The sequence below is a fragment of the Paenibacillus violae genome (genome assembly GCF_032461945.1).
GTDB classification, from domain to species: domain Bacteria; phylum Bacillota; class Bacilli; order Paenibacillales; family NBRC-103111; genus Paenibacillus_E; species Paenibacillus_E violae.
Genome location: NZ_JAWCUD010000018.1, coordinates 37,643 through 60,086, shown reverse-complemented (window position 1 = coordinate 60,086; position 22,444 = coordinate 37,643). Strand labels below are relative to the sequence as shown.

General features: G+C 43.1%; 24 protein-coding genes. 17 read left to right on the top strand and 7 right to left on the bottom strand.

Features of this window, described 5'->3' with window-relative positions; translation table 11 throughout:
* The first annotated feature begins 69 nt into the window (after nt 1-69).
* The 9 genes from RQP52_RS33770 (at nt 70) to RQP52_RS33730 (ending at nt 8,673) form a co-directional block, all read left to right on the top strand.
* Nucleotides 70-645: an amidohydrolase family protein gene (locus RQP52_RS33770; RefSeq protein WP_315955908.1), complete on the top strand. Its 576-nt coding sequence runs from the start codon at nt 70-72 to the stop codon at nt 643-645.
* Nucleotides 646-658: 13 nt separating this feature from the next.
* Nucleotides 659-931, top strand: coding sequence for an amidohydrolase family protein (locus RQP52_RS33765; RefSeq protein ID WP_315955907.1), 273 nt, complete (start codon nt 659-661; stop codon nt 929-931).
* Between the two features lie 2 nt (nt 932-933).
* Nucleotides 934-1,305, top strand: a complete 372-nt coding sequence (locus RQP52_RS33760) for a Rieske (2Fe-2S) protein (RefSeq protein WP_315955906.1) — start codon at nt 934-936, stop codon at nt 1,303-1,305.
* 309 nt (nt 1,306-1,614) lie between these two features.
* Nucleotides 1,615-3,309 (top strand): DHA2 family efflux MFS transporter permease subunit, encoded by a 1,695-nt coding sequence (locus tag RQP52_RS33755; RefSeq protein ID WP_379173954.1) that lies wholly within the window; start codon nt 1,615-1,617, stop codon nt 3,307-3,309.
* A 61-nt stretch (nt 3,310-3,370) separates the two neighbouring features.
* Nucleotides 3,371-3,940, top strand: a complete 570-nt coding sequence (locus RQP52_RS33750) for an NAD(P)H-dependent oxidoreductase (protein ID WP_315955905.1) — start codon at nt 3,371-3,373, stop codon at nt 3,938-3,940.
* A 110-nt stretch (nt 3,941-4,050) separates the two neighbouring features.
* Entirely contained in the window at nt 4,051-5,157 is a 1,107-nt protein-coding gene (locus RQP52_RS33745) for a GntR family transcriptional regulator (RefSeq protein ID WP_315955904.1), read from the top strand.
* A gap of 240 nt (nt 5,158-5,397) precedes the next feature.
* Nucleotides 5,398-6,840 carry an ABC transporter substrate-binding protein gene (locus RQP52_RS33740; protein WP_315955903.1) on the top strand — a complete coding sequence of 481 codons (1,443 nt, stop codon included), beginning with the start codon at nt 5,398-5,400 and terminating at the stop codon, nt 6,838-6,840.
* Between the two features lie 95 nt (nt 6,841-6,935).
* A complete protein-coding gene (locus RQP52_RS33735; RefSeq protein WP_315955902.1) occupies nt 6,936-7,820 on the top strand; it encodes a carbohydrate ABC transporter permease in 885 nt (294 codons plus the stop codon).
* A gap of 19 nt (nt 7,821-7,839) precedes the next feature.
* The gene (locus RQP52_RS33730; RefSeq protein ID WP_315955901.1) at nt 7,840-8,673 is read left to right on the top strand and encodes a carbohydrate ABC transporter permease; all 834 of its coding nucleotides are present in this window, start codon (nt 7,840-7,842) and stop codon (nt 8,671-8,673) included.
* 130 nt (nt 8,674-8,803) lie between these two features.
* Here the strand turns inward: RQP52_RS33730 and map are convergent, their stop codons facing one another.
* Nucleotides 8,804-9,550: a type I methionyl aminopeptidase gene (gene map / locus RQP52_RS33725; protein ID WP_315955900.1), complete on the bottom strand. Its 747-nt coding sequence runs from the start codon at nt 9,548-9,550 to the stop codon at nt 8,804-8,806.
* 7 nt (nt 9,551-9,557) lie between these two features.
* Nucleotides 9,558-10,142, bottom strand: coding sequence for a TetR/AcrR family transcriptional regulator (locus tag RQP52_RS33720; RefSeq protein WP_315955899.1), 585 nt, complete (start codon nt 10,140-10,142; stop codon nt 9,558-9,560).
* Nucleotides 10,143-10,388: 246 nt separating this feature from the next.
* Here RQP52_RS33720 and RQP52_RS33715 point away from each other — a divergent pair, with 246 nt between their 5' ends.
* The 5 genes from RQP52_RS33715 (at nt 10,389) to RQP52_RS33695 (ending at nt 15,190) form a co-directional block, all read left to right on the top strand.
* On the top strand, nt 10,389-11,831 hold the full coding sequence (locus tag RQP52_RS33715; RefSeq protein ID WP_315955898.1) for a spore germination protein: 1,443 nt from the start codon (nt 10,389-10,391) through the stop codon (nt 11,829-11,831).
* Nucleotides 11,828-12,925, top strand: coding sequence for a GerAB/ArcD/ProY family transporter (locus tag RQP52_RS33710; protein ID WP_315955897.1), 1,098 nt, complete (start codon nt 11,828-11,830; stop codon nt 12,923-12,925). Before RQP52_RS33715 ends, RQP52_RS33710 begins: the two co-directional genes overlap by 4 nt.
* The gene (locus RQP52_RS33705) at nt 12,922-14,061 is read left to right on the top strand and encodes a Ger(x)C family spore germination C-terminal domain-containing protein (RefSeq protein WP_315955896.1); all 1,140 of its coding nucleotides are present in this window, start codon (nt 12,922-12,924) and stop codon (nt 14,059-14,061) included. Before RQP52_RS33710 ends, RQP52_RS33705 begins: the two co-directional genes overlap by 4 nt.
* A gap of 42 nt (nt 14,062-14,103) precedes the next feature.
* Nucleotides 14,104-14,619 carry a GrpB family protein gene (locus tag RQP52_RS33700; RefSeq protein WP_315955895.1) on the top strand — a complete coding sequence of 172 codons (516 nt, stop codon included), beginning with the start codon at nt 14,104-14,106 and terminating at the stop codon, nt 14,617-14,619.
* 94 nt (nt 14,620-14,713) lie between these two features.
* Nucleotides 14,714-15,190 carry a hypothetical protein gene (locus tag RQP52_RS33695; protein WP_315955894.1) on the top strand — a complete coding sequence of 159 codons (477 nt, stop codon included), beginning with the start codon at nt 14,714-14,716 and terminating at the stop codon, nt 15,188-15,190.
* 31 nt (nt 15,191-15,221) lie between these two features.
* Here RQP52_RS33695 and RQP52_RS33690 read toward each other — a convergent pair whose 3' ends face one another.
* Nucleotides 15,222-16,376: an MFS transporter gene (locus tag RQP52_RS33690; RefSeq protein WP_315955931.1), complete on the bottom strand. Its 1,155-nt coding sequence runs from the start codon at nt 16,374-16,376 to the stop codon at nt 15,222-15,224.
* A gap of 337 nt (nt 16,377-16,713) precedes the next feature.
* Between RQP52_RS33690 and RQP52_RS33685 the strand changes: the two genes are divergently transcribed.
* Nucleotides 16,714-17,295, top strand: a complete 582-nt coding sequence (locus tag RQP52_RS33685; RefSeq protein ID WP_315955893.1) for a TetR/AcrR family transcriptional regulator — start codon at nt 16,714-16,716, stop codon at nt 17,293-17,295.
* 128 nt (nt 17,296-17,423) lie between these two features.
* Here the strand turns inward: RQP52_RS33685 and nagA are convergent, their stop codons facing one another.
* From nagA to RQP52_RS33665, 4 genes are all read right to left on the bottom strand, one after another.
* Entirely contained in the window at nt 17,424-18,569 is a 1,146-nt protein-coding gene (nagA, locus tag RQP52_RS33680; RefSeq protein ID WP_315955892.1) for an N-acetylglucosamine-6-phosphate deacetylase, read from the bottom strand.
* Nucleotides 18,559-19,359: a DeoR/GlpR family DNA-binding transcription regulator gene (locus RQP52_RS33675; protein WP_315955891.1), complete on the bottom strand. Its 801-nt coding sequence runs from the start codon at nt 19,357-19,359 to the stop codon at nt 18,559-18,561. The genes nagA and RQP52_RS33675 overlap by 11 nt, the downstream gene beginning before the upstream one ends.
* A 407-nt stretch (nt 19,360-19,766) precedes the next feature.
* Entirely contained in the window at nt 19,767-19,979 is a 213-nt protein-coding gene (locus RQP52_RS33670) for a hypothetical protein (RefSeq protein ID WP_315955890.1), read from the bottom strand.
* A 59-nt stretch (nt 19,980-20,038) separates the two neighbouring features.
* Nucleotides 20,039-20,467, bottom strand: coding sequence for a MerR family DNA-binding transcriptional regulator (locus RQP52_RS33665; protein WP_315955930.1), 429 nt, complete (start codon nt 20,465-20,467; stop codon nt 20,039-20,041).
* A 157-nt stretch (nt 20,468-20,624) separates the two neighbouring features.
* Between RQP52_RS33665 and RQP52_RS33660 the strand changes: the two genes are divergently transcribed.
* Both RQP52_RS33660 and lepB read left to right on the top strand, forming a co-directional pair.
* On the top strand, nt 20,625-21,134 hold the full coding sequence (locus RQP52_RS33660) for a DUF6022 family protein (RefSeq protein WP_315955889.1): 510 nt from the start codon (nt 20,625-20,627) through the stop codon (nt 21,132-21,134).
* Between the two features lie 270 nt (nt 21,135-21,404).
* Complete coding sequence (lepB, locus tag RQP52_RS33655; protein WP_315955888.1) at nt 21,405-22,067, top strand: signal peptidase I; 663 nt, start codon at nt 21,405-21,407, stop codon at nt 22,065-22,067.
* Nucleotides 22,068-22,444: the final 377 nt, after the last annotated feature.

The following is a 22,444-nucleotide window of genomic DNA, read 5'->3' as shown; positions in this document are numbered from 1 at the left end:
AAATACCATTTTCGGACGGGGCGTTCAGGTTTTATGATAGTGAGGTAAAAAAGATGGGGAGATGAAAACATGAGTTTAATAGAAGCGACGCCCAACAAGACAAAGCAGCGCAAAGGCATTGGCATTATTGATAGCGATATCCATCATACGTTTCAGGACATCAAGCAGCTGTTTCCTTACTTGCCGCGAAAATACAGGGAGCGTATTGAACTGTGGGGACCGAGTCTTGGCGGGGGGCCGGGCACACTGAACGGAGGCAACATCGGAAAAAGAGCCGATTCTTTCCCTCCAAACGGCGGACCAGCCGGTTCGGATCTGGATTTCATGGTCGAGCAGCTTCTGAATCCTTTCGACATCCGCTACGGGATTTTGACCGGTGAATTTATAGCGAGCACGAACACTGCTGATACGTATTACTCGGCCGCACTGTGTTCCGCTTTCAACGACTATACGATTGAGCATTGGCTCGAGAAGGAGCCCCGGTTCAGAGGCTCCATCTACCTGCCGATTCACGATGTAGCTGCATCGGTACGGGAAATCGAACGGCTCGGTTCCCATCCCGGAATGGTTCAGGCGTATGTTCCGTCGGGTTCGTCCCATCCTTACGGAAATAAAATGTATCCAGGATTGGAAAGCACTGCGTGACCAGACGCCTTGGGTGAAGAAAAAGCCTAGCGAATATTTACTCACCAACATGTACATCGGCTCTCAACCGATTGAGGAAGCGCCGAACCGTCAAGCTTTCGATACGTTGTTCGAGGCTATGCACGCCAAGGAAAGGCTGCTCTTCTGCAGCGATTACCCGCACTGGGATTTCGACTCGCCGAAGCTCGTTTTCCCCAAGATGGACAAAGAAACGACAGAGAATGTGTTTTACAATAATGCTGCCAGGTACTATGGTTTGCCTATGCAGGACAGAACGGAGGAATAGCGATGGCGCAACATTATGTAGGAACATGGGATGAATTCACCGACGGCGAACCCAAAATTGTTGATGTAAAAGGGCGGAGCGTAGGCATTTATAAAGTATCCGGCAAGCTTCATGCCATTCTTAATTACTGTCCACATCAGGGGGCCAGCCTATGCAAAGGACCCGTTACATCATGGGTCACATCGCCGTTGCCCGGGCAATTCGTTTATGAACAAGAAGGGGAGATCGTTCGTTGTCCCTGGCACCATTGGGAATTTGACATTAAAACCGGCGGTCTAGTTGTAGATCATAAAGTCCGCACGAAAACTTACGAGGTTTTCGTAGAAACGTTTGACTTGTCGGTGGAGCAGGGGAAAGTGTACATCGAGGCGTAGCAGATCTAATGAAAACCTTATTCGAGAGCGAGAAGACTGTTTGTAGGTCTTTTGTTCGGATAAGGTTTTTTACTTCATACATCAATTTCGGGACCTTACAAAATGATAAATGGAAAATGTGCTTTTGGGCAAGGTGTCATAGATGTTTTGACCTGCATTTGGATACATAGCCGTCTTTCTAAACATACTAAAATTAAAGATTGGTAATGCCGTTTAATTTAAAGTATCTGGAGAGGATAGATAGCATTGAGTGTTGCAAATAAGGAAACAGGAAGTAGTTCAATCAAAAAAGGGCCTATTTTGTTTGTGATGATTTTGGGGGCCTTCTTAACCACATTGAATCAAACGATTATGAGTGTTGCAACCCCCGAACTTATGAAGGACTTTAATATCGCGGCATCGACGGCCCAATGGCTGACAACCGGTTACCTGTTGGTTAACGGAGTGCTGATCCCTATTACGGCATACTTCATGCAGCGTTTCAGTACAAGGCAGCTGTTTCAGGCATCGATGTTCATTTTCCTTCTCGGTACTGTCATTGCTGCAATCGCACAGGACTTCCCAACCCTGCTTACGGGTCGAATGATTCAAGCAGCCGGTGCAGGCATCGTGATGCCCCTCCTCTCAATGGTTATTTTAACACTGTTCGTGCCTGAAAAAAGAGGGGCCGCAATGGGAATGATGGGACTTGCTATCATTTTTGCTCCAGCCATTGGACCAACACTAGCGGGTTACATTTTGGAACACTACAAATGGGAGGTCATGTTTTATGGCATGATTCCGTTTGCTGTTATTGTTATCGCATGTGGGTTCATTTTTTTGAAAAATGTATCCGAACGAATCAACGCTCGCTTCGATATTCTAAGCGTCACTTTCTCTACCATCGGTTTTGGCTCCCTGCTGTATGGGTTTAGCAGAGCGGGAAGCTTGGGCTGGTCGAGCAATGAGGTTATTCTAACGATCGCGATTGGTGTTGTTTCACTTGCTATTTTCTCTTGGCGTCAGTTGACTTCGAATACCCCTTTGCTCGATCTGCGGGCATTCAAGTACAGTATGTTTTCCTTGACAACGGTCATCGGTATCGCGGTGACGATGATTATGTATGCAGATATGATGCTGCTGCCGCTTTATTTGCAAAATGCACGAGGATATACGGCTCTAGAATCCGGACTTTTGTTGCTTCCTGGTGCTCTCGTGATGGGTTTCCTAATGCCTGTAACCGGTAAACTGTTCGATCGATTTGGTGCAAAATGGTTGGCGATTATTGGATTGCTCATTACGATTGGAACAACCCTTGGTTTTACTGATTTAACAGACTCAACTACTTACACCTATTTGGTACTCATGTCTACTGCACGACGAATTGGAATGGCTTTATTATTGATGCCAATTCAAACCGCAGGTTTGAACCAATTGCCAACACGATTGAATCCTCATGGTACAGCAATCTCAAATACGATGCGTCAAGTAGCAGGGGCTATCGGCACCTCTCTGCTTATAACTGTCATGAGCGATCGAACCAAAACGCATCTTCAGGATATGATGACGAGTGGTGGAGCAACTGCGGGTGTAACACAAGCTCAACTTATAACAAATGCAACCATAGAAGGAATTAATGATGCCTATCTTGTTATTGTTGCCATCGGTGTTGTTGGACTGGTGTTTTCCTTCTTTATCAAAAGAGTAAAACAAGGCACGGAAGAAGTTCCATCGCTACAAGAAAGTGAATTAACGCCTACATATAGGCCCACAGAACGAGTTGGAGAGATTAAATATGCCACGCAGCAAACTGCTGCTGATAATGAGTTTCGTAATGCTATAAAAGGTTTTTCAAACAAATCTCAATCTCCAAAAAACGATATGCTTTTTAACGATAATGATTACAGGAAGGCTCTCCACGGGTTAAAGGGAAATGAGAAAGAGGCGAGTGATGTGGTTGTAATTGACGATAAAGCATATCGAGATGCTCTTAAAAAACTTAAAGAAGAATCAGATCAACTTTAAGTTTATAAGAATCGGGCTATTAGGAATAGTGATAAGACTACTATACGTAGGAGGGCATACGATGAAGATTTATATCGTTTATGATAGCGAGGTTGGGCATACAGAAAAGCTTGCTCGATCCATTGCAAAAGGTGCTAAAAATGTAGAAGGGACAGAGGTTTTTATCCATCATGTCAATAACGCAAATATCAGAGATCTTGCGCAGATGGATGCTATTATCTGGGGATGCCCCGGACACTTTGGCACGATTAGTTCGGGCTTAAAGGCTTGGATTGATAAGCTCGGTTCGTTATGGGCAGAAGGAAATCTAGTTGATAAAATCGGTGCCGTATTCTGTACAACAGCGACCGTACATGGTGGCATCGAGGCGACTCTGCTTAACTTGATTACACCGATGTTGCATCAAGGCATGATGGTTGTTGGATTACCCGCTAGTATTCCGGGGAATGCTTTTTACGGCAGCTATTATGGAATAGGGGTTACATCTCCGGATGAAGATACCGAAGATGAGCTTAGTCATTCACTATATGACAAAGGTATCCTACTAGGTGAATCTTTAGGTACACGCGTGGCAAATATGACAAAAATCTTCTTAACCGGTAAGGAGCACCTTTCTAGACAAGGCAGCTGATTATGTTCAGCTGTTTTTTCATTTTGACCGTTGGATAATAGATTAGAATTGATATTCATCCATGAAATGATATATTAAGTATATCAACATAAAGCGTTAGGGTGAATAAGATGGAAACGCATTTATACAAACAGTTGTATACGCATATCGTTCATGAGATTCAACAGGGGAAATTAAAGACTGGTGATCGTGTTTCATCCGAAAAAGAATTAGCCGAACAATTTGGTGTTAGCCGCATTACTTCCAAAAAGGCGCTCGAAAGGTTGGCAGAAGCGGGTGTTATCAAACGTATCCAGGGAAAAGGGTCGTTTGTGGCGAATGGTTATACTTCGGGTTTGGAGCAAATGCGCCAATCGGAGGAAAGAACGAGTGCGGAGAATGCTGCTCAAGAAAGACCTCTCATTGGATTAATTATTCCAGGTTTTTCGGATGAATATGGTTTGAAGCTCCTTCAATCCATGGAAAAGCAGAGCGCACGGCATGGTTGTGATTTCATCATCAAGAGGACCGGCGGGAGCAAAGAAGAAGAAGAGCATGCGATCCAACTTTTTGTCGGCCTAGGTGTCAAAGGATTAATCGTGACCCCCGTCCATGGCACGCATTATAATGCGGAACTCATTCGTCTAGTCTGGGGCAAGTTTCCTGTTGTATTGGTCGATCGGTATTTGAAAGGAATTCCGGTATGTTCCGTTTACACGGATAACAGAAAAGCGGCGGAAGATCTTACGCTTCATTTGATCGGGAAAGGCCATCAAAACATCGGCTATTTATCCCCGCCGGTTGAAAATACGTCAGCGCTGGAAGACAGGCTTCTCGGATACACGTTGGCTTTTACCCGGGAAGGGTTGAAGTTAGATCAGGACTATTGTTTAACGAATATTACAGGCACCCGTTCAGGTTCATGGGCAGAGGATTTAGAGACGCTCAAAAGCTTTTTAGAACAAAACAGCCATGTAAAAGCGTTTGTTGTTTCGGAATATCTGGTCGCCACCATGTTGGCTCAAGCCATTAACGCACAAGGAAAGATGTTGGAGACCTACGATATCGTCTGCTTCGACTCATTAAAAGATTTTATGGGAAAGCCGATTTTCACTCACATTCAACAAGATGAGAAACGGATGGGTGAGGAAGCGGTGGACTTGTTAATCTCGCAGTTATATGGAGAAGTTGTCACTGAACAAAGAATTGTCGAACATAGGATGATTGTGAAAGAATAGCAAGTAAAATTTATGAACAGAGAAACCGTGGAATTTAAATTCCATGGTTTTTTATTTTCTAGTTTCCCTGATGTGTCTACTACCGTCGAAAAAGTAAAATTTTGTACAAGCATGTCGCAAAATCGTAGTGGACATGGTAGATTTGGCCATATTATTATACTTAGTATACAAACACATTTACCGGCTTGTTTGTATCAGGAAGTGTCATACTATTCTTGCTTTTCTGAAGGAGGTAACAGTATGTATCGGAGCAATAAGAAAATGTTATCCATCTCCACCTGTGTCTTGTGTGCAACTGTGTTATTCGGCTGTTCGAAGGGGACTGAAACGACAAACACCACAGCCAGTACAACGGCCCCGGCAGCAACTAGTGCAGCTACAGCTGCAGCAAAGGAAACGAAAGCACCCGATGCTGCAAAAAAAACCATCACCATCACATATAGAGACGATGGTACTGGTGAGAACGGAACGCTTTACAAATGGTTTAAAGATGCGGCTGCCAGCTATCCGAACAAAGATGTCATCATCAAGCAGACGCCGATCCAGGCTTCTGAAGGCGATTACTTCGCGAAAATTGCGCTAGCCCTCAAATCGAAAGACACAGCACCGGATATCGTTACAGAAGACACCTTCATGTTAAACTCCGATGCCAGTGCCGGCCTCTTGTCTCCTTTGGATGACAAAGTAAAAAGCTGGGCCGACTGGACAAATGGTTCCTTCATCGAAGCGATGAAAAAAGGGGTAACAGCCGCCGACGGTAAAATTTACGGCGTACCGTATAACACGGACTCCCGGGGACTCTGGTACAACAAGCAAATTTTCAAACAAGCTGGACTGCCTGAAGATTGGAAACCAAAAACGTGGGATGAAGTCTTGAGCGCAGCAAGAACAATCAAGGAAAAAGCAGCCAAGGACGTTGTACCTTTCTGGATGAACATGGGTAAAGCAACGGGCGAAGCGACTTCCATGCAAACTTACGAAATGCTGCTTTATGGAACAGGCGAAAGACTTTATGATGATGCGACTTCGAAGTGGACCGTTAAAAGTCAAGGTATTATGGATGCGCTTTCATTCGTCGATACCATTAACAAAGAGAAACTTGGCCCTCCTCTTTCCAAAGTATTGAATGGCCAAGCGGGCAACTCCTCTGCTCGTGAATATTTGCCAAAGGGTAAACTCGGCATCTCCTTGGACGGTTCCTGGATTGCAGGCAACTATCTGCCGAATGGTGCAGCTCCATGGCCGGAGTATAAAGACGTGCTGGGCTTTGCTCCAATGCCGACAAGTAAAGGTCAAGCTCCAGGTTCCATTACTTTAGCCGGCGGATGGGCGCTGTCTGTTCCTGCTAACGCGCAGCATAAAGACGAAGCTTGGGACTTCATCAAATATGCCCTTAACAAAGAAAACACGCAAAAACTTGTAATTGCAAGCGGTAACATTACAGTTCGGGCCGACGTTGCCAAAGATCCGGGTTATACGCAAATGCCGTTTAATGCCATTGCTACGGATTATTTGAAAAATGCGGAGTTCCGACCTGCTCGTGATAAATATCCAGAAGTATCCACACAAATTCAGGCTATGGTTGAGTCTGTGGCGACAGGCACCTCACCTGCCGATGCGATGAAGAAGTATCAACAAGACGTAACGCGCATTGTTGGAGAGGATAAAGTCAGCGTGAAGTAATGGCAACACCTTGCCCTGGCGCCCTATTCTCAGAATACGGGGGTCAGGGCAAGCTTGGGTTGCCTACATCACCAAGGAGAAAGGAGAGAACTATGATGAGCAGTTCGGCAATCCCGATAACCTCGAGAAAGACGTACACATGGTTGTATTTTTTATTTCCTTCGTTGGCCGTTATGCTAGTTTTCTTCATCTATCCGATCTTGCTAACGTTTTTCTACTCATTTACGAACTTGGCATTGACCGGAGAATCGGCCAAACAGCTGAAATTTGTTGGTTTTGACAACTATGTCCGCATGTTCGCGGATCCAACGGTTAGAGTCAGTATCTGGAACACATTAGTTTTCCTGATCGGCTCAGCTGTCATCGGTCAACAAGTGCTGGGATTTTTGATCGCAATCTTGATGAAACGTAAAAATAAAACGTTCCGGCGTGTGATTGGAACTGTCGTTCTCGCAGGTTGGGTCACACCTGAAATTGTTTGCGCATTATGTCTCTACAGCTTTTTCGGCGACGAGGGTACGTTAAACGCCATTCTAAGTACACTAGGCATTCCGACGGTCACTTGGCTATACACCGTTCCGATGCTCACAATTATTTTAGCGAACGTCTGGCATGGAACAGCCTTCTCTATGCTTGTGTTTCAAGCAGCACTTGACGATGTGCCGAAAGAAATCGAGGAAGCGGCCCTTGTCGATGGAGCATCACGGTGGAAAATTTTAACTTCTATTATTCTTCCTTATATCAAAGGAACGATTACTACCAATGCGATGCTGGTTACTTTACAGACCCTAGGCGTTTTTGGCCTCATCTATGCGATGACCGGCGGGGGACCAGGCACAGCAACAACGACATTACCTATCTTTATGTATAACCAGGCCTTCATTAACTATCAGCTCGGTTACGGTACGGCCATTTCTTTATTGCTCTTGCTTCTGGGTATTGTGTTGAGTTTGTTCTATATTCGCACTTTAAAAGAGTAAAACCACAAGGAGAGTTGGTATGACTGAGATCTACCGTAAAGTCGTTTATCGCACCTTGCCCTACGCAGCCCTCACCTTTATCGGCATTTGTTTCCTGCTACCACTCTTATGGGTGCTAGTTGCCTCCGTGGATCCTAACGCGATGCAATCGCTCAAGGTCCCAAGCTCTTTGACAGCAGGCAACTATATCGACGTGATCACTAGTAGCGCCAACCAGCGCGCATTTCTAATAGGACTGTTCATTTCGGTCGGTCAAGCTTTGATTGTTGTTCTAATAGGTCTGCTAGCGGCTTATCCACTGTCTAGATATCAATTGAAGTATAAGAAGCCGTTCATGTTGACCATCTTATTTATGACTTCGCTGCCAATCACAGCCGTTATGGTCCCTGTGTATCAATTGTTTTTGACATTAAAGCTTTATGACAATATCTTCGGTGTCATTCTTTTTAAAGTCGCCTCTGCGATGCCTTATGGCATCTGGATGCTCAAAAATTTTATGGATTCCGTACCGAACGAGTTAGAAGAAGCGGCATGGGTGGATGGTGCATCCATTCTAGCAGGCATCCGCAGGATCGTCACTCCATTGATGATTCCGGGCATATGCACGGTTGCTATCTTTACCTTCTCCGGTAGTTGGGGCAACTTTTTCGTTCCCTACATTCTCTTAAGTACGCCTGAGAAGTTCCCGGCGGCGCTCAAGCTATACCAATTCTTCGGGCAGTACGGCATGGTGAGTTATGGTAAATTAGCAGCGTTTTCTACGCTCTATGCCATTCCGTCCGTTATCATGTATATTCTCTCTCAGCAATTTATGTCCAAAGGTTTCGGCCTCCAAGGCGGGACTAAAGGGTAGCGTGATTACGAAGATCGATATGTGAACGGACTGAAAATAAGATGCAACAGGAAAAACCCTTACCTATTAGAGGTGAGGGTTTTTCCTGTATTTAGAAGTCGGCGATTTCGTTGGTCGACCTCTAACTTTTCTATTGCGCGGTCAAAATTTGTGGACCTTCGGCCGTGATGGCGATCGTATGCTCGTATTGGGCAGCGAGCTTGTTATCTATCGTCCGTGCGGTCCAGCCGTCCGGATCGATTGTCATGAAGTAGCTGCCTTCGGTAATCATGGGCTCAATCGTGAACACCATACCTTCCTTGATACGAAGGCCTTTTCCAGGCTTGCCGACATGCATATAAGTCGGCTCCTCGTGCAGATCGCGGCCGATGCCATGGGCGAGAAGGTCGCGTACGACGCCGAAACCGTGTGACTCCGCATGCCGCTGAATCGCGCTCGTCACGTCGCCGAGTCGATTGCCGATCCGCGCCTGCCCGATGCCCAGATCAAGACATTCCTTCGTGACACGCATCAACTTCTCGGCCGTCGGCGAGATCTGTCCGACCGCATAACTCCAGGCCGAATCGCCTAGCCAGCCATCGAGCTCAGCGACCGTGTCGATCGTCACGATATCGCCTTCCTCAAGTGGCTTATTGCTAGGGAAGCCATGTGCGATCACATCGTTGGCGGAGGCACAGGTCGCATAGGCATAGCCCTTATAGCCTTTCTGGTATGGCTTTGCACCGTGCTTCAACATAATGTCCTCGAATATGCGATCAATCTCATTGGTGGTAATACCCGGTTTGATAAGCGGAGCGATTGTACGATGGCATTCAGCCACCACTTGGCATGCCTTACGGATAGCCTCAATTTCATGCTTGCTTTTTAAAATAACCATGTTCGTATCAGGACTCCTTTGTAATAGCTTGCATAGCGATTCGGGCGATTCGATCGACGTCCAGGTTGGAATTGCCCGCATAGTAGTGCAGTCCACAGCAACCGACCAGCACGGCGAGCATATGATCGAGGCTGTCGTCTTCGCACTGGGCGATCGCTTGGAGTGGAACATACAGCCGTTCCATAAATTTTCTTTTGGCGTGTTGTCGATCCCTTTCAGGCAAGCCTGCATAATGTTCCGCCGCCATTTTGTAGACGAGATATGCGCGGGCATCTGACTGCCACAGCTGAAGCAGCGTTTTACAGTACGTCAACAACTGGCTGTCATCCCAGGGGCCGCCGCTGGTGGACGCCCATTTTGCGATCACTTGCTCGCACCGCTCGAAGCCGCTTTCTAACACATCTTCTATTAATAAATGCCGGTTGGGGTAATAATGGTATACGGTCCCGTAACCAAGGCCAGCCTCGCGGGCGACGTCGCGAATATCAAAGCTGCCGCCCGTGCGAAAGTAGGAGAGCGCGGCGACGTCCAGGATCTGTTCTTTGCGCTGTATGCGTATGAGCTCATTTTGTTCTTTGGTGCGGGGGCACATAACGTGCTAACCTCCTTATATAGACCTGCAAATTTGTCGATATAAAAATAGTAACGCATGGGGAGGAGAAATGCAAAAGATTTGTTGGTATTTGATGGCAGAAGAAGGATGAAGGGGGACAAGCTCTCATGCATTATTAAGATTTAGTTTGACGTTCAATTTCTTCTTACTAAAAATTGGAATATAAGAAGCGGCAAAAGGGAAAAATAACCGAAACTTTCCATTCAAAGAAGAGAGGGAGCTCAAATGAAAGTCGATCCATCTCTAAACGTCAACGAAAAGTTGCTGCAAAATATGCTTTTCAATAGCGCTGACTTTAAATCGAGTACATTTCAAATCGGTAACTGTAGTTATCGGCTCTTTTATTTGGATACAATGATTGAACTTGCAGTGGTGCAGGAGCACGTCATTCGACCCTTGCTTCAGCAAACGGGAGTCCTCAATCTTCGTGAAACTGTGTCTGTCTTGGAATTTAAGGAGACGGAGTTACTGAGTGATGCGGTGAATGCACTTGTGGAAGGTAAAACGGTGCTTCAAGTCGATGGAGAAGTGAAGCTTTACTTACTTGGAACGGAAGCGAAAAAAGAGCGCGCCGTTAACCTGCCCGTAAATGAACGAGTACTGCGCGGATCTAATGAAGCGTTGATCGAAAATGTGAATACAAATATTAATTTGCTGCGCAAAATGATTGTCACACCAGATCTCGTCGTCAAATACTATTGTCTTGGCAGACGATCGAATACGAAAGTCGCCTTACTGTACTTGCAAGAGCTTGCTAACGAACAAGTGATCCAAGAGTTTGAGCGTAGAATTGGCCTTATCGACATCGATTATGTTGAAGCACCAGGCTTTATTCAAGAACTTATTGAGGATCGGAAATTCTCCCTGTTTCCACAATTGATGATTACGGAGAGACCAGATCGTGTTAGATCATATTTAATGAATGGAAAAATAGGGATCTTAACCGATGGTTCGCCGGATTGCATTATTGCTCCCGTCTCCTTCTGGGCATTCTTGCAATCCCCTGATGATTATCAAATAGGTTGGTTACTTGGCAGTGCTTTCAGGTTTCTTCGCATATTAAGCTTTATTATTGCAATGAGCTTGCCTGGCATGTATGTTGCGTTAGTCACATTTGATCCACGTATGCTTCCTTTTGAAATTTCATTAACTCTTCAAAGCTCTATGCAATACGTTGCCATGCCTCCGGTACTCGAAGCGATATTCATGTTGGTCACGCTCGAAATATTAAGAGAAGCGACTGTAAGATTAGCAAGTCCTATAGGCCAAACCATTGGTGTTGTTGGCGGTATAGTCATCGGAACTGTTGTTGTTCAGTCAAATCTGGTTTCCACCATGATGGTCATCATCGTTGCCTTTACGGCTGTTGCGTCCTTTAGTATTCCGTCTTATGAAATGAGCAGTGCCGCACGTTTATTGTCATTTCCTATCATTCTAATGGCCGCAACCTTTGGATTAATTGGCTTAGAATTATCTTACCTAATTGTGCTGACGCATTTAGCGCGTTTAAACACAATGGGACTCCCCTACTTTTATAGTGGATTCAACAAAAGTACAATTATGGATACCTTTTTCCGAGGACCTATTAAGAGTCTAAGGGAACGTACGAAAGAAAGCTTGTCCAAAGATAAAACGAGAATCCGAGTGCAGAGGGGTAAAAATGAATGATTCACCTTAAGAAGCTTTCTTTAACACAGCTTTTTAATCTCATTATTTTAACTCAAGTAGGTGTATCCGTCTTATCAATTCCCTTTGCAGAGTCCAAACACTCAGGTTATGACTCATGGATATCTGTATTCATCGGAGGGGTTATTGCGCAAGCGATTATCACAATTATCTATTGCCTTAGTGCGAGATACGCCGATCGGGCGTTGCCTCAATATATGAATAACATTGTTGGCAAGGTAATGGGATCTATTCTGAATATGGTCATAGGGTTATATTGTGCCGAGTCCAGTCTAATGGTCATTGTTTCTTATTCTGATGTGTTAAGCAGATGGGTATTGATTAGAACGCCCTGGTTAGTTCTAGTTGGGATCGCAGTCGGAATCGCTGCGTTCATCGCTTCTTCTTCACTCCGGTCTATTGCTGTAATTACACAGAACATCATGATTATGTTTTTTATTGCCATGGTCATCATTTTTATCAGTGGAATAGGAAAAGGGGACATTCGTCATTTTTTTCCAATCGGCAGTCATGGGATGGGAGCCATCATGAAGGATGCTCTGCCAGCCTTTTGGGCATATGCTGGTTATGAGCTTCTTCTGTATGTCTTTCCAACCTTAAGTTACCGAAAAAAGAAAGATGTCTTTCTTGTAATGACTGCCGCTAATGGATGTACCACTCTCTTTTATATGTTAATCTCTATAATTGTAACGTTTAATTTCAGTGAAAATCAGCTTAGAGTAATCCCTGAGCCTATGGTCTTTATACTCCGCCAATTTAAATGGCCTGTCGTGCAAAGTTTAGATATCGTATTCATGACAATTTGGCTTTCGGTTACGACTGTAACAGCCTATGTCTATTTGTTTTTGGCAGCCCGATACATTTCTTTTACTTTTGGAAAAGAGAAGGGGAACCACGCGGTCATCGTCTGGTTATTAGGGATCTTTTGTTTCGGATTAGGTCTATTTGGATCAGACCGCAAAGTTATCTTTCAATTTTCAAACTATCATAGTTTTGCTACACTTATCGTTATTGCCATCATACCGTCACTCCTTCTGTTAATTTCGATAACTCGGGGGAAGGTGGGGGCAAGATGAAGAGGGTTGTAGGAAGCATGGTGATCTTGTTACTTCTAACCGGTTGCTGGGACCGATTACCGCTGCGCAACCTTAAAATAGTTGATATAGCAGGGATCGATTATGATGAGAAGAGCAGCAAAGTATTGCTGAACTTTGTTGTAACCAAATTAAGTAGGGCTGGGCAAGGAAGCGGTATTTCTGTTTCGGAATCAACAGAGATTTCAGATTCAAAGGTAATCGGAGCGGTTGGGAAGGGGTTATATAAAGAACAGGGTCCCTTTATTGGGATTAATACAAGATTGTTTTTATTAAGCGAAAGTTTTGCAGCACATCAACCAGTTCGTGAGCTTTCCTTTTTGCTGGATACGCCATTTACAACCATTAATTCGCCGGTAGTCATTTTTGACGATCAAGATTCGCCATTTTTCAAACAGTTTAATAGCAGCACCATCACGGATAAAACAAAACTGTTAAATGATTTTGTGAAATCTTTAGAAACCTACGGTATTGTTCCCAACGTTACGATGATGGATTTTCTTTTATCTAAGGAAGAGCCATTAAATGATTTTGCATTACCTGTAATCAAACATGTCAATTCTCGGATGGAATTAAATGGAGCTTTATTATTTCGTCAGAGCGAAAGCACAGGTATTAGGCTTAATAATGAACAAGTTCAAAGCATAATGTTTCTCGTAGGGAACGGGAATGCTGTGCAGAAATTAAAGGGATTTTCATCCAAATTCAACTATGGGCGGGTTGCAAGGACGGGTCACTTGGATGACAAGGATTACGCTTTTTTTATCAAGAAAATAAACAGCAAAATCATCGCACATCAACAGTTGAGTGGACTTCCGGATATTACGATTAAGGTAAAAATGAATATATATGCAACCGAACTTGGAGAAGAGCTTTCTGGTCTTAAGACTGAATACGTCAATGAAATGGAAAAAGCACTAAGTAATCATTTAAATGAATTGGCAACCAATGCGATAAAAAAAATACAAGAGGCGAACTCGGATGTTCTTGGCATCGGAAAGGAGTTAAAAGCATTTCAACCAGCTCTATGGAAAACGTTGGAATGGAGAAAGGTTTATTCTCGCTTGTTGATCGAACCACAGTTTGAAGTTAGGATTTTGAATACAGGGATTGAATGATACATTTAAAAACTAGACCAAATAGAGGGAGTGATATAGGGGATGGGAATTGATGAGATTATTCGTGTAATTCCTTATGATGAAAAGTGGATTGCCTTATTTCAAAACGAAAAAATAAATCTTATTAAAGCTTTCGGAGATCATGCGATCGACATACAGCATTTCGGCAGTACCTCGGTACACGGTATGTTTGCAAAACCAATTATTGATGTTTTGATAGGCGTGAAAACTCTTGAGTTGAGCAATTCCGTAACTAATAAACTAACACAACTTGGATATGAAGGGTTCGGAGAAGCTGGTGTTAAGGGAAGGCTGTATTTTCGAAAACGCCAAGAAAATGCCTATAATCTTGCTGTCGTCATTTGGAATAGCGAGCAATGGGTAAATAATCTTCTCATAAGAAATTACTTGCGAGAAAACCCACATGTAGCCAAGCAATATTGTGAAAGAAAACTTGACGCAATTGAAAAAGGATATACTACACTGCTGTCTTATTCGGACGAAAAAGCCAATTATGTATCCAATTTACTCGAACAAGCTAAGAAAAATATTGGATAGGAGCTTAAAAACCTTATCCCAAGCCCTGGTTACATTTATCAGGGTTATTTTGGGTATTCTATAACTGAGAAAATTGGGAAGGATGCCAATACAAATGATCAATGAACAAGCTACTCATAGAAGTGAAATTTTTGCATTGCTTTGGTCTATTGCTATGCCAGGCTTAGGTCATCTTTATTTAGGCAACAAAATTATAGGAATCTTATTTATGGTCTATACTGGAATATTCATGATTTTCTCAAATCTGAATAACTGTATTTTTTATGCCTTTGCAGGAAATTTTCAAAAGGCAAATTCGATTTTTGCAGAAAACCCATCCATATTTTTCCCAGCAGTTTATAGCTTTGCTATCTGGCATGCATACAATTACGATGTAATCGTGCGTAAAGGTAATTCAAGTGAATATAAACTTACTGGATTCTTTTTCGGACTTTTGATCGGAGGAGTACCAGGGTCTAGTCAAAATTTTTTAGGAACGTATATCTTTACAGGATTAGTAGTAGGAATAATCTCTGGAATACTATTTCATCTTGTAGAAAAACTAATTTTTAATCATCTTAAAAAGAGTTGAAGCCCTTCAAACACACCGAGCCCGAATTTTATTATTTAAGGTGATGGGTCACTACCCAGAATAGAAGAGCTAAAGCACTGACAATTGCACCTATCAAGCACACTCCGTTCCAGCCTGAGTAAACATAGATACTGGTAGATGCGATTGACCCGGTGGCGCTACCAATGGAATAGAAAATCATGTAACCAGCAGTAAGCCTACTGCGTGCCTCAGGGCGCAAAGTAAGGATCATGCTTTGGTTGGTGACATGTACGGCTTGTACTGCCAGGTCAAGAAGGACAATACCGACGACTAATGCCAGAAGCGAATGTTGCGTATAACTGATTGGCAACCATGATATAAGCAACAGAATCAATGCCACGCCTGTGGTCCTCTGCCCTAAACCTCGATCGGCAAGACGACCTGCTCGCGCTGCTGCTAACGCTCCAGCAACTCCAGCGAGACCAAACGCTCCAATCGAAGTATGCGAAAGAGAAAGCGGAGGAGCGCTGAGAGGCAGCACTAGGGAAGTCCAGAATATACTGAAAGCGGTAAAAATCATCAAGGCTAGTGCAGCACGGATTCGCAGGATTCGTTCTTGTGCGAACAATGTGAGCAGCGAGCGAAGCAACTGTAGGTAGGATAATGATTCTCTTTTGTGCTCATAATGCGGCAGTACCCTATACAATACACATGCCATGATTAGCGTTAATAACGCAGAGACAAGGTAGACAGAACGCCAACCGGCTAAATCCGTTAATACGCCAGCGAAAGTTCGCGCCAGTAGAATACCAATTACGATTCCACTTGTCACAACACCCACGGCACGCCCACGTTCGGCTGGGGCAGCCAAAGTTGCCGCGAATGCAACGAGCGTCTGTGTCACTACGGCAAGCAATCCAACCACGGCTATGCCTATGAATAACACCATGCTAGTGGGGGCGGTGCCAACCACAATCAAAGCCAACACGGATACTAGCATCTGTCCAGCGATCAGCCAACGTCGATTTAATAAATCGCCGAGGGGCACTAGCAATAACAGTCCAAGTGCGTAACTAACTTGAGTGATTGTAATAACAATGCCGACGGATGAATGAGTAATACCGAACACGCTTGAAATAGCGTCCAGCAAGGGTTGTGCGTAATATATGTTGGCGACTGCCAGTCCGCAAGCGATCGCGAATAAGAGTGCAACATTGCGAGACATTAAAGATGCGGGCGCTGATTCTGCTGCTATAAGCGCCTTTTGAGCTGGTTCAACGTGTTTACTTGTATAATCCGCGGTAAGGACTTTCGATTCTTCAACAAGCTTCCCCAAATATAACGCCCCCTTAAATTTATGTTTATCTGATTCATAATATACTGATCGGTATGAAATGTTGTCTGATAAATATAACTCTAAAAAAAGATAACTGTCAAGAGATTACTGCAGAGGGGTAGCTGGAATGGAGCGAGCGTTGTAAAAAACCTAATCTTATTGACAGGATAATCTTCACATAATAAAATTATACCATACCGTTCGATATGAAAAAGAGGGGGTTGCTATGGCTCGACAACGCGAATTTGATGAGGGAAAAGCATTGGATGCAGCTATGCTGCTATTTTGGGAAAAAGGGTTCGAAGCTACCTCTTTAAGCGATTTGACATCAAGAATGGGCATTCAGCGTCCAAGCATATACGCCACCTTTGGAGACAAAAAAGGATTATTTGAAGCTGCGTTGCGAAAATATACGAGTTCCCATGCTGTCTATGTTCGCACCAATCTTCAAAACAGTTCTTCTGTTAAAGAGGCATTCCGTACCTTTTTTGAAAATATGGTGGCAAAAGAATATGAAAAAAGTCCGAACTGGGGGTGCTTTTGCATCAATTCGATGGTGGAACTTGCGCCTCATGATGAGAAATTTGAAATCCTAACAAGAGAACATCAGATGTATCTCTCGGTAATATTCCAAGAAACGATTGAACGAGGTTTGAGCTCAGGTGAGCTTGATGGCGGTATTAACGCAAAGGGTTTAGCGCAGACACTAGTCGTATCGTTAATAGGACTTACTGTGTTCATGAAATCTCGTCCTGATCGAGTATTTGTTGATAATTCTGTAAAAGAAATACTTACATTGTTAAAATAGAATCAAAAAATATGGGAGTGCCATTACAGGCAAACCAATCGTGGAGATAGCAGTGCCATTTATCATGGTCAAATCGAACTTTATCCTTCGATACAATACGGTGAACCTTATCCTAAATAAGGTAACAATTAGATGATATGGCCCTTAATCATTGTCCATTGCACTTGGAATTGTTTATTTAACAAGACAAGATCAGCGTCAAAGCCCGTGGAGATTCTGCCTAGGGTATCAAGGTTTAATATTCGTGCAGGTGTGGTTGAAGCCATTTGAACCGCGTCTTTTAAAGAAATGCCGGTTTCTACGGTAAGACGAAGTGCCTCATTCATCGTAACCGTACTGGAGGCTAAAGTCCCATCCTCTAGTCGAGCTACACCCTTGGAAACCGTAACATGATGTCCACCAAACACATAATTCCCATCACCTAGTCCCATGGCTTGCAAAGCATCTGTGATAAGTACCATGCCATCTGGTCCTTTCAGACGATGCATCATTCTAACGATCGCAGGATGCAAATGAATACCATCCACTATCGCTTGGAGGCTTACATGTTCTTCTTCAAAAGCGGCTACAACCAGACCGGGATCACGATGATGAATCGGACGCATGCCATTGAAACAATGCGTAACGTGACTCGCTCCGGCTTCAAAGGCTTGTTTTGCTTCCTCGTATGTGGCATCCGAATGCGCAACCGCAATTATGACGCCATTTTCTTTCAGAAAAGAGATGAGCTCCATCCCGCCAGGTAATTCTGGGGCTATTGTAACCATCTTAATCAGTCCATCTGCTTCGTTAAATATTTCTTTCATTTCAGTAAGATTCGGATGTCGTAAAAACCGTTCATTTTGCATACCTTTGCGCTTCTTATTCAGGTAAGGGCCCTCTAGATGAAGCCCAGCAATTTTGGCCCCGACTTCACGCCCGATTACACGTTTCACACTACGAATCATGGCTAGTAATTCTTCAATTGTAGAGCTAACGGAGGTAACCAGAAACGAGGTGCAGCCCGTTTCAGCACAAGCACGCGAAACCTCCTGAATACTCGCCACACTGCCATCCATCATATCGAGCCCGTTAGCACCGTGGATATGCACATCGATCATACCAGGTATCAATAAATGTCCTTGGCCATTTATAAGTTCATATTCGCCCTCCGGAAGAGAAGAAAGACCATTCTCTAGCTTTTCAATAATTCCGTTTCTTATCCAAAGTGTGGCAGGTAGAACAAGGTCGTCTGGTTGAATCACGTTTACGTTGTGCAAAATTTTAAGACTCATCTTTGTTATCCTCCTCGTATTTGTCTTTGTCTTTCTCTTCACATTGAATAATCGCTATATTTTTATTATGGAGTACTTCTCTTATTTCGTTAGGCACCTCTTGATCGGTAATCAAAATATCCACTAAGTCAAAATCTAAACGATAAACCGATTTGCTTGTAAACTTCGTAAAATCAGCCACGACGATTACCTGATCCGATCTGCGGGCCATCTCTTTTTTTACAGATACATCATCTTCGTAAGGAAAGTAAAGCCCATCAGTTTGGATAGATGTAGCTCCGATAAATGCCTTATCAGCTCTTAATTCTCTTAGCTTATCTATGACGGAAGGTCCATATAATAATCGATTTTTGGTATGTAAATAGCCACCGAGCACATATACTTGCAGATCTTCCCGTCCTGAGAGAATCCCTACAATATCTATTGAATGTGTGACAACTGTAATATTTTTAGCTGAAATTTGTTCTGCTACAGACTGTACCGTAGTTGATACGTCGAAAATGACTGTTTCCCGATCTTGAACTAGTTTAGCTGCTATCTTCCCAATTTTATTTTTACTGTCTGTTTCGTCAATTAAACGTTCCTGATAGGTGGCTATTTCCTTCTTCAATTGAGGTAAAGCGACACCTCCATGTGTACGAATAACAACCCCTTCTTGTACTAATTTAACAATATCTCTGCGGGCCGTATCCCTAGATACATCTAGAAGAGAGCAGATATCCATAACACTCATTGCATGGTTTTCACTAATATAGTCGAGTATTTTCAATAATCGTTCTTCTTGATACATTATTATCACCTCTTATAAGTGATTTTATCATAAAATGTAAGTATATCAAAGTAATTTTTAAGTATATTTAAGTATTTAAAGGAGTTTTCCTATTTTATTTGGCCAATTGATAGGCTTAATTTGTAATTGCCGTATAATCAGGATATGGAGTTGTTGCTATTGACCTAGATAAGGTTAAGACTGAATGGGTTGATGCTGCAACCATAGAACCTACTGGGCGAAAGGTCTGAAGAGTCGGTGGAAAGATCGGAGAAGCTGATCTTCATGATCCATCCTGCCCAACCAACTGGGCGAACGCTTATTACATTTTGTGTATTTAATGAGCTTGCTAGTTATTAGTTAAGCCTGCGGAAGGGGCGAGGGATTAAACTAACGGGAGGATAACTAATGTTTGATTTTCGACTGGGTTAGATCGGTGATTTTATCAATTGAATTAATTTGTATAACCTTGATATTCCACACATTTGAGAATCGATCCTCTTATCTAGGTAAGTCCGGATATTCTCGGCCAGCTTCATGATACTTTGGAGATCCACATGTTCGGCGGCGGCAATCGACTGCTTATATTTCACGGTTTCCTCTGAATAAACGGAGTTTTGCAGCACTTGGAGCAACCTCATTTTTTGCAGATGACCTCCATCGTAACAACGATAATGGTTTTCAGGATCTCGGTCTGCTGCTACATAACTGCTTTTTCCCAATAACGGATCGTTGATTTAGGTATTTTCGTCAACTCGGATACTTCATTGATGGTAAAGCGCTCTTTGGCATATGGAGATATATTTTCATTCGCTTGTAGCCGAATATCCTCGATCAACTTCTCCAATCTCTCTTTATCGTCGTATAAAACGACTTCCTTTTCCCTGATAGCCCACAAAGCGGTATGTATCTTGTCCTGCTGAAGATAATGAAGCACCTCAGTTGTCACTTCCATCCCGAATGCCGGGGCCAAGGCTTGAATACATGCCAAGTAAGTTGCATGCACGTCTGAATAAAAACGATAGCCGTTCGCTGATCTTTCCGCAGGAGGGATGAGGCCATTGGCTTCATAGTTACGTATGGTGCTGGGGCTAATCATGAATGTTGCTGCCATTTTTTTGGGACGCATTTTCAAATTGTGATCTCCCCTAAAAAATCAGAATTAAAGTTACTTGTAAGGTTTTCTGGAAATTCATAAGACTCTCCTTCTTATTATTCGATAAACCTTTCAATTTGCTTGTATGATGTACAATTTATTTGCAATGATGAAAAGGAGGCGAAAGTGTATGAATAAACAGTTTCCGAATTTCCGCCAAGACATGACAATAAAAGAAATGGGTGAAGCGGCCAATCGTTATATTGAGTCCGAATGGAAGCCCTTGTACGAAGCGATGCATAAGGACTTGACGGCAGCTTTTGCGGAAATAGAAGATGCGGCTTACGGCCTTTATTTGGACGGTCTGATGCCGGCTATATTTGAACAATTGGAAAGTGCCGGTTATAGTGCGATGGAGAAGCTTGAGGAGAACGATTTCGTCATCGCAAAGTGCTTGATTTTCAGAAACTCCCTTGAGAAATGGGGTACGGAAGATAACAGATCGAGAATATTTTGGAACGTGGTCCGTGACAGGCAAGGCAATCCGTTAGGTACTTTGCTATCGGAAATTCCTCACTCCCATCTGAAATTCGACATTCCTTCGGCACCAGTCGTTTATTCACTATCTGAGATTCTCAAGGATAAGATCGTGCAAAGGGTTAGGGAAATTAAAGAATCCGAGCTAAAAACGGGAGAATAGAGCAGTCAATGAAATAATGAACTTATTTCAAACGATACCAACACGGAATCCTCTTCATCATCTCCTTTAAAACAATGATGGCAGGCGTTCGTCGTTCGTCCCGACTTCATTCAATTAACGGGGAACGATAGAACAACGACACCAGGCTGCCGATATAAATGGCAGCCTTTAACGTAAACATTGATTATGAGTGGAATTTCATAAGATTGTTGGAATTTATTAGAGAAACTCCTCCATAATTGAGTATTATCTAAATTAGGGGGGATACCAATGAAGAAGTCATTAGTCATTGTTTTCTTTTTTCTGTTTGTTCTTGGCTGCAGTGAACAAAGCATTACTGACTCAATCACTCTAGAGTTGCCAAAGAGAGTTGAATTGAAACAGGGCCTAATTGCTATTGAAAATCATAACGATGGAATGGCGCGTCACAACTTAGAATACATCTCCAAAGACAAAGGGAAGATAGCTGTTGACCCGAATTATTTTAAGGAGAATGGATATAATCGCGGTGATGTAATTTATTATAAAACTCCTGCAATTGATACGAACAAGTATCCACGGCTAAATCCGCCTGAGTTTAACATATCAAGGGTTATTGCTCTTCCAGGCGAAGTGATTGAAATAAAGAAAGGTCAGGTTTATGTTAATGATAAAAGGTTAGATACCTTTTATGGTAAGGCCCTGAGTTGGGGGCTCGAAGAAAATGAGTATTTTATGACAGTTAACAAACCAGGCTCAGCTCTATGCGATGAATCATGCCAAAAAACCATGAAAGAATACTTTAGCATGGAAATGAATAAGGTTAGAGTACCTGAAGGGCATCTCTTTGTTATGGGTGATACGTGGTGGAGAAGTATTGACAGTCAAATTTTTGGTTCTTTGCCTTTCTCCAATGTCAATGGAAGGGTATTGGGATATGTTAGTAACGAATAACTTTCAGAATCCAAACCATTGATCAAGTTTAAACTAACGAAAGAACGATAGCTGGATTAGAACAACCCAAGCAGTCCTCGCAGCGACCCTGCTTTTTAGTTGAGCTAAAGGGAGGATAACGGAACTTACGATACTTGGGAGTGTATAATTAATCAACGACCGACGATGGAGGTGGGGCATGTCTAAACCAAATATGGGACTAAGAATAGTTTGGATTAATTGCACTATTCGGGTCTTACCGAATTTGGTCTTGGATACAACAGGGAAAGTTGTAGATTCAATAAATGGGAACACTAAACGGAGAAATATAGTTAAATCATAATACAACGGGAGTCGGCATACAATTTGAATCGATACTAGATCGCTATAACATCAAA

Bases quoted from the DNA above. Each gene is read 5' to 3' on its own strand.
- RQP52_RS33770 (WP_315955908.1), top strand. From the start codon at position 70: ATGAGTTTAATAGAAGCGACGCCCAACAAGACAAAGCAGCGCAAAGGC.
- RQP52_RS33760 (WP_315955906.1), top strand. From the start codon at position 934: ATGGCGCAACATTATGTAGGAACATGGGATGAATTCACCGACGGCGAA.
- RQP52_RS33755 (WP_379173954.1), top strand. From the start codon at position 1,615: ATGATTTTGGGGGCCTTCTTAACCACATTGAATCAAACGATTATGAGT.
- RQP52_RS33750 (WP_315955905.1), top strand. From the start codon at position 3,371: ATGAAGATTTATATCGTTTATGATAGCGAGGTTGGGCATACAGAAAAG.
- RQP52_RS33745 (WP_315955904.1), top strand. From the start codon at position 4,051: ATGGAAACGCATTTATACAAACAGTTGTATACGCATATCGTTCATGAG.
- RQP52_RS33740 (WP_315955903.1), top strand. From the start codon at position 5,398: ATGTATCGGAGCAATAAGAAAATGTTATCCATCTCCACCTGTGTCTTG.
- RQP52_RS33735 (WP_315955902.1), top strand. From the start codon at position 6,936: ATGAGCAGTTCGGCAATCCCGATAACCTCGAGAAAGACGTACACATGG.
- RQP52_RS33730 (WP_315955901.1), top strand. From the start codon at position 7,840: ATGACTGAGATCTACCGTAAAGTCGTTTATCGCACCTTGCCCTACGCA.
- map (WP_315955900.1), bottom strand. From the start codon at position 9,550: ATGGTTATTTTAAAAAGCAAGCATGAAATTGAGGCTATCCGTAAGGCA.
- RQP52_RS33720 (WP_315955899.1), bottom strand. From the start codon at position 10,142: ATGTGCCCCCGCACCAAAGAACAAAATGAGCTCATACGCATACAGCGC.
- RQP52_RS33715 (WP_315955898.1), top strand. From the start codon at position 10,389: ATGAAAGTCGATCCATCTCTAAACGTCAACGAAAAGTTGCTGCAAAAT.
- RQP52_RS33710 (WP_315955897.1), top strand. From the start codon at position 11,828: ATGATTCACCTTAAGAAGCTTTCTTTAACACAGCTTTTTAATCTCATT.
- RQP52_RS33705 (WP_315955896.1), top strand. From the start codon at position 12,922: ATGAAGAGGGTTGTAGGAAGCATGGTGATCTTGTTACTTCTAACCGGT.
- RQP52_RS33700 (WP_315955895.1), top strand. From the start codon at position 14,104: ATGGGAATTGATGAGATTATTCGTGTAATTCCTTATGATGAAAAGTGG.
- RQP52_RS33695 (WP_315955894.1), top strand. From the start codon at position 14,714: ATGATCAATGAACAAGCTACTCATAGAAGTGAAATTTTTGCATTGCTT.
- RQP52_RS33690 (WP_315955931.1), bottom strand. From the start codon at position 16,376: ATGTCTCGCAATGTTGCACTCTTATTCGCGATCGCTTGCGGACTGGCA.
- RQP52_RS33685 (WP_315955893.1), top strand. From the start codon at position 16,714: ATGGCTCGACAACGCGAATTTGATGAGGGAAAAGCATTGGATGCAGCT.
- nagA (WP_315955892.1), bottom strand. From the start codon at position 18,569: ATGAGTCTTAAAATTTTGCACAACGTAAACGTGATTCAACCAGACGAC.
- RQP52_RS33675 (WP_315955891.1), bottom strand. From the start codon at position 19,359: ATGTATCAAGAAGAACGATTATTGAAAATACTCGACTATATTAGTGAA.
- RQP52_RS33670 (WP_315955890.1), bottom strand. From the start codon at position 19,979: ATGAGGTTGCTCCAAGTGCTGCAAAACTCCGTTTATTCAGAGGAAACC.
- RQP52_RS33665 (WP_315955930.1), bottom strand. From the start codon at position 20,467: ATGCGTCCCAAAAAAATGGCAGCAACATTCATGATTAGCCCCAGCACC.
- RQP52_RS33660 (WP_315955889.1), top strand. From the start codon at position 20,625: ATGAATAAACAGTTTCCGAATTTCCGCCAAGACATGACAATAAAAGAA.
- lepB (WP_315955888.1), top strand. From the start codon at position 21,405: ATGAAGAAGTCATTAGTCATTGTTTTCTTTTTTCTGTTTGTTCTTGGC.